The 4,469-nt window shown below is 55.0% G+C and carries 2 protein-coding genes; both read left to right on the top strand.

Features of this window, described 5'->3' with window-relative positions; translation table 11 throughout:
- Positions 1-1,472 (top strand): toxin TcdB middle/N-terminal domain-containing protein (locus AC1D11_RS22155; protein ID WP_477651496.1); only part of this gene is annotated, 1,472 nt, incomplete at its 5' end.
- Between the two features lie 75 nt (positions 1,473-1,547).
- Positions 1,548-4,298 (top strand): FG-GAP-like repeat-containing protein, encoded by a 2,751-nt coding sequence (locus AC1D11_RS22160; RefSeq protein ID WP_477651389.1) that lies wholly within the window; start codon positions 1,548-1,550, stop codon positions 4,296-4,298.
- Positions 4,299-4,469 lie beyond the last annotated feature (171 nt).

Consider the following 4,469-nt stretch of genomic DNA (forward strand, 5'->3'; position numbering starts at 1 on the left):
AACGATGCTTATGTCAGCGGAGTAACGATGCTTATGTCAGCGGAGTCAGTGACAGTGCCTTTACGCATACCTATAGCCCTGATGCAGGCTTGCGGGTCGTGGATCTCAACGGTGATGGCTTGCCCGATCTGCTGCAGTTGGGTTACTTTGTGAATGGCGAGTGGGGCGGCGCGCTAAAGCGTGCTTTCATCAACACAGGTTCAGGATTCGTACAGGACAACACGTGGACAGCCAACCTGTCCGATAGTGCATTTGTGCACGGCGGGGGGGACGCTGGTCTTCGAGTTGTGGATTTGAATGGTGATGGCTTGCCCGATCTTGTGCACTTGGGGTACTTCGTCAATGGCGAGTTTGGTGGTGGTTTGATCAGACGGGCTTTTATCAATACGGGAACCGGTTTTGTTCGCAACGATGCCTATGTCAGCGGAGTCAGTGACAGTGCTTTTTCGCATGCCTACAGCCGTGACGCAGGCTTGCGGGTCGTGGATCTCAACGGTGATGGCCTGCCCGATCTGTTGCATCTGGGCTACTTTGTGAATGGCGAATGGGGTGGAGGCGCGCTAAAGCGTGCTTTCATCAACACAGGTTCAGGATTCGTACAGGACAACACGTGGGCTACCAATCTGTCCGATAGCGCATTTGTGCACAGTGGCCGTAGTGGTGGTCTGGAAATTGTTGATTTGAATGGTGATGGGGTGTCCGATTTGCTCATGTTGGGATATTTCCTGTCGGGCGAGTTTGGTGGTGGTGCGGTAATGCGTTCCTATTTGAACAATGGAATGGCGGACTACAGGCTCAAGGAGGTTCAGAATGCCGGAGCAATAAGCGATATCAGTTATCAGCCATTGACTAAAAAACCCATCTACACCAAGGACGCCGGTGCCAACGCCTCGGTATACCCGAAGGTAGATTTGCAGTACCCGATGTACGTGGTGAGCGAGTTGAATACAAGCAACGGGGTGGGCGGGGTGAACGCGGTGCAATACAGCTACGGCGGGTTAAAGGCAGAGCTGGGCACAGGCCGGGGCATGCTCGGTTTCCGGTGGATGAAGTCAAAGAACCTGTCGAACAATATAGAGAGCTACACCGAGTTCAACCAGAACTGGCCGTTCACGGGAAGCGTCGCCAAGGCAGAAACCCGGCTGGCCGGCGCAGGCAACGCAGGCGTGCTCAAACGCACCACCAACACTTACGCCCAAGGCACAGGTTCGGCCACAGGTATTACCTTCGTCTACCCCAGCCAGAGCGTCGAAGAAAGCTGGGACTTAGGTGGAACGCCATACCCCACAGTCACCAACAGCTACCAGTACGGCCAGAGCCCGCAATACGGCGACCCCACCCAGATCACCGTGGGTAATAGTGCCGGCGCCAGCAAGAGCACCGTCAACGAGTACTGGCCAGCCAATACAGGCAGCGGCAGCTGGGTGCTCGGACGGCTCAAAAAAGCGACAGTGACGAGCGTGACGCCGTAACGGCAATCAGCTAAAGTCAAGGCAAGCAAAAAGCTGAAAAAGCAAAAGCAAGAATTCAAAAAAGAGGGCAGGGCGATGAGGGAGCAAAAAGGTAAGGTATTGCTGGGCGCAGCCCTGTGGCTGCTGGGGGTTGCCGCTGCTATCCCGGCGATGGCCCAAACCACCACAGTGGCCGGCACCATGGCCGGGCAGTTCGCTGTCAATGAAAGCGGCGCAGCCACCTACCGTATCCCGATTCAGGTCCCCCCCGGTGCCGCCGGCATGGAGCCCAAGCTCGAGCTGAGTTACAACAGCCAGGGCGGCAATGGCCTGCTCGGTATGGGCTGGAGCCTGGGTGGTTTGAGTGCCATCGGACGCTGCCCCAGAACCAAGGCCCAAGACAACGTACGCGGTGCCGTCAACTATGACATGAACGACCGCTACTGCCTGGACGGGCAGCGGTTGATTCTGGTCAGCGGCACCTACGGCACAGCCGGCAGCGAATACCGAACCGAGCTGGAGAGCTTCAGCCGCATCATCGCCTCGGGCACAGCCGGCAACGGGGTAGCTTCCTTCACGGTACAAAGCAAGGCCGGGCTGACGATGGAGTACGGCAACACGGCCGATTCAAGAATTGAAGCGCAGGGCAAGCCCACGGTACGGGTCTGGGCCATCAACAAGATCAGCGACGTCAAAACCAACTTCATGACGTTCAGCTACATCGAAGACAACGTCAATGGAGATTTCTATCCGAGCCGGATTGATTATTCGGGGAACACCGCTTCCGGGCAAGCCGCTGCCAATTCTGTTGAATTCGCTTATGAGGCGAGGACAGGTATGTTTATGCCCTCATTCACCGCGGGCAGCGTTATGCAATATGCCAAGCGAATGACAGGAATTAAAACTTATGTTGGCGCTTCTGCGGTCAAAAGCTACCCGCTTGTTTATGGCTCTGTTCCAACTGGCAAAAGGCCGCGGTTGTCTCAGATACAGGAGTGCGATGGGCAAGCAACCCCTGCTTGTTTAGTGCCCATTAATTTGGAGTGGACCGGCGATACAGGATTGATGTACACGGGATGGACAAATGGAAATGGTCTTACGGGCGAAATGAATAACTATGAAGCCTTCGTACTGGACCTCAATGGTGATGGTCTTGCTGATCTGATTCAAACTCCGCGAAGCGCCGCAGGACTTTTTGTAAGCATCAATGGCGGAGATGGAAATTTTCAGCAGTGGAATCACATTGCTGGTTTGCTGGGTCCCGCCAATGACTATTCGTCGTATTTTGCAGACCTCAACGGTGACGGTTTGCCGGACCTGCTGCATGTGTCACGCACAACGAATTTGGGCTACATAAGCATCAACCCCGGAAATGGATATTTTGCGACTTGGGAACACACCACCAGTTTGACGGGGGAAACCAATAACTATGACACCTACCTGCTTGACGTAAATGGAGATGGTTTGGCCGACCTCGTGCAGGTTGCGAAAAACTATAGCTCGATAGGAGTCAGCATAAATGGGGGTAACGGGAATTTTCAAACCTGGAGCCACATCGTCGGTTTGACGGGACCGGGTAATGATTTTGCGAGCTATTTTGCCGACGTCAACGGCGATGGTTTGCCTGATTTGGTCCATCTGGCCCGAAATACCAACCAAGGCTATATCAGCCTTAATCCAGGCAACGGGTATTTCAGCACGTGGGACTACATCACCAGTCTGCCTGGTCCTGCGAACAGCTTTAATACTCACCTTATCGACGTTAATGGTGATGGCATTGCTGATCTGATTCAAACTTCACGCACGACTGCTGCGACTTACGTCAGCGTGAACAACGGCACCGGCAACTTCCAGGCTTGGAGCCATTACACCGGGTTATTGGGGGCAGCCAATGAATACGATTCTTATTTTGCTGACCTTGATGGCGATGGCTTGCCCGATCTTGTCCACGTGACGCGTGCCACCAACTACGGCTATATCAGCATCAACCCGGGTAAAGGCTACTTCCACACATGGGACTACCAGACACCATTGTTTGGTGCGGGTAATAGCTATACGCATTATTTGGCAGATCTTGACGGTGATGGATTGCCGGATTTGTTCCAGATATCGCGTTATTCCACTGCGAACTGGTCAACGAAGAACGTCAGAAAGGTACCCGATCTGTTGTCGACAGTCAGTCGTACTGCTGGTCCGATTGGTACCTTTGTTTACTTACCCCTCACCAAGTCCGCCACCTATACCAAAGACACTGCCGCTAACGCCGCAGTCTTCCCCAAGGTAGACCTGCAGTACCCGCAATACGTAGTGAGCACAGTAGCCAGCAGCAACGGAGTAGGCGGCACAGTCACCACGCAATACAGCTACGGCGGGTTAAAGGCAGAGCTTGGAACGGGAAGAGGCATGCTCGGTTTCCGGTGGATGAAGTCCAAGAACCTGGCCAACAACATAGAGAGCTACACCGAGTTCAACCAGACGTGGCCCCTGACAGGAAGTGTCGCCAAGGCAGAGACCCGGCTGGCCGGTGCCGGCAACGCAGGCGTCCTCAAACGCACCACCAACACCTATGCACAAGGCACAGGTTCTGCTGCCGGCGCCACCTTCGTCTACCCCAGCCAGAGCGTCGAAGAAAGCTGGGACCTGGGTGGCACCCCATACCCCACAGTCACCAACAGCTACCAGTACGGCCAGAGCCCGCAATTTGGCGACCCCACCCAGATCAGCGTGGGTAACAGTGCCGGAGCCAGCAAGAGCACCGTCAACGAATACTGGCCCGCCAATACAGGCAGCGGCAGCTGGGTGCTCGGACGGCTCAAGAAAGCCAGCGTCACCAGCACCACGCCGTAGACGAAGACAGCGATACAACCGAAGCACCAACGCTCAGAAGCAAGAAGCAAGAAGCAAGAAGTCACAAGAGGAAGAGGGCAGGGAACATGAAACAGCACATACACAAAGGCGTAGCCGCCATCACCTTGCTGGCCATGCTCGGCTGGGGTTCAGCCCAGGCCGACACCAAGG

This window comes from Polaromonas sp. P1_E11 (genome assembly GCF_056405995.1).